Below are 2,414 nucleotides of genomic sequence, written 5' to 3'. Positions count from 1 at the left end.
ATGACCAGCTCAAACTACATCCGCTGGTTTGAAGACCTCAGCGGCGCCGATGTCGCCATCGTTGGCGGCAAAACGGCCTCTCTCGGCGAACTCTGCTCGGGGCTTTCAGGCCAGGGCGTCAAGGTTCCGCCGGGCTTCGCCGTCACCGCTGAGGCTTACCGCGACGCCCTCACGGCGGCGGGCGCCTCTGCGCCATTGCATCGCCTGCTCGACGGGCTGGACGTAAGCGACGTCGATCTTTTGTCGGAAAAGGCGGCCGAGGCGCGCCGGATCGTCTACGTAGCGACTGGAGGCGAAGAGCTTCGCCGTCAGATCGTCGCCGCCTACCGGGAGTTGAAGAAAAGATGCGGCGGGAGCCTCTCCGTCGCGGTGCGCAGTTCGGCGACGGCCGAGGATCTGCCGACGGCGAGCTTTGCCGGTCAGCATGAGAGCTATCTGAATGTGAGCGGCGAGGCCGCCGCGGTCGAGGCCTGCCGGCAGTGCTTCGCCTCGATCTTCACCGACCGCGCCATCACCTATCGCCTCGACAATGGCTTCGATCATTTCAAGGTCGCCCTGTCCGTCGCCGTGATCAAAATGGTGCGTTCGGATGTCGGCTCGAGCGGCGTGATCTTCACCCTCGACACCGAGACCGGATTCCGCGATGTGGTCTTCGTCACCGGCGGCTATGGCCTCGGTGAGAATATCGTCCAGGGCAGCATCGACCCGGATGAGTTTTATGTGCACAAGCCGACCTTCAAGAAAGGATTTCGGACGGTGCTCGCGCGCAGGATGGGCGCGAAGCAGCTCAGGATGATCTATGCGGAAAGCGCCGGCGCGGGCGCGAGAACCAGAAACAAGCCGACGTCGAAGGCGGAGCGGGAGCGTTTCTGCATTTCCGATGAGGACGTGCTCGCCCTCACCGGCTATGCGATCGCGATCGAGGATCACTATTCGCTGAAAGCCGGCCGGCCTATGCCCATGGATATCGAATGGGCGAAAGACGGCAAGACCGGCGAACTCTATATCGTTCAGGCCCGGCCGGAGACGGTGGCCTCGCGCCGCGCCGCCAATATTCTGCAGACTTATGCGATCAAGGGGTCGGGGCCGGTCATTGTCACCGGCCGCGCGGTCGGCGAGAAAATCGCGACCGGCATCGCCCGCGTCGTCTCCAGCGTTGAGGATCTCGACGCCTTCCGCCCTGGCGAGATTCTGGTGGCGGAAACCACGAGGCCCGACTGGCAGACGGTAATGAAGACCGCCGCCGCCATCGTCACCAACCGCGGCGGGCGCACCTGCCATGCGGCGATCGTGGCGCGCGAGGCCGGCGTCCCGGCCGTGGTCGGAACGGGCGATGCGACCTTGAAGCTCAAGACGGGCGCGACCGTGACAGTATCCTGCGCGGAAGGCGACGTCGGGCGGGTCTATGCGGGCGCCATTCCTTTCGAGGCCTCGGTTATCGACTTCAAGGACCTGCCGACGCCCAAGACAGAGGTCATGGTCAATCTGGGCGATCCGGATCTCGCCTTCCGCGCGGCCGAACTGCCATCGGCCGGCGTCGGTCTGGCGCGTATGGAATTCATCATCCAGCAGCACATCGGGATCCACCCTATGGCGCTTGCCGAGCCGGCCAAGGTCGTGTCGGCCAAGGCCAGGGCTGCGATCGCGCGCGCCGTCCGGGGTTATCCACGGCCGGCCGATTTCTTCATCGAACGCCTCTCCGAGGGCGTCGGGACCATCGCTGCGGCCTTTTATCCCCGCCCCGTGATTGTCCGCCTCTCAGACTTCAAGACGAATGAATACGCCGGGCTGATCGGCGGCGCCGGCTTTGAGCCGAAGGAAGACAATCCGATGCTCGGCTTTCGAGGCGCCTCCCGCTACGATCATCCGGCCTATGCCGCGGGCTTTGCTCTTGAATGCGCGGCCTTGCGCCGCGTGCGCGAGGGAATGGGCCTCACAAATCTCAAGGTCATGGCGCCTTTCGTCCGGCGCGAGGAGGAAGCCAGACGGGTGCTGGCGGCATTGGAGCGCAATGGGCTGAAGCGCGGCGAGAACGGGCTCGAGGTCTTCGTCATGTGCGAGATCCCCAATAATGTCATCCGCATCGACGCCTTCGCCGAGCTGTTCGACGGCTTTTCCATCGGCTCCAATGATTTGACGCAGCTCACCCTGGGCGTCGACCGGGACTCCGAGATCGTCGCCTTCGATTTCGACGAGCGCGATCCCGGCATGCTGGAGATGCTGCGTCTCGCCGTCACAGGCGCGAAGCGTAACGGGCGCCATGTCGGCATCTGCGGCGAGGCGCCTGCAAACTATCCCGAGATCGCCGCCGCTCTGGTCGGCTGGGGAATTGATTCCATAAGCGTCAATCCATCCAGCCTGATCGGCGCGCTGAAGGTGGTGGCGGATGCGGAACGCGCGGCGGCCGCGGCGCG

General features: G+C 64.6%; 1 protein-coding gene. It reads left to right on the top strand.

Annotation, left to right across the window (positions count from 1 at the left end; translation table 11 throughout):
- On the top strand, window positions 1-2,414 hold a 2,414-nt coding region (gene ppsA, locus MPC4_RS17195; protein WP_174513603.1), incomplete at both ends, for a phosphoenolpyruvate synthase.

The organism is Methylocella tundrae (assembly GCF_901905185.1).
GTDB classification, from domain to species: Bacteria; Pseudomonadota; Alphaproteobacteria; order Rhizobiales; family Beijerinckiaceae; genus Methylocapsa; species Methylocapsa tundrae.
This window is presented reverse-complemented; position numbering and strand designations above follow the sequence as displayed.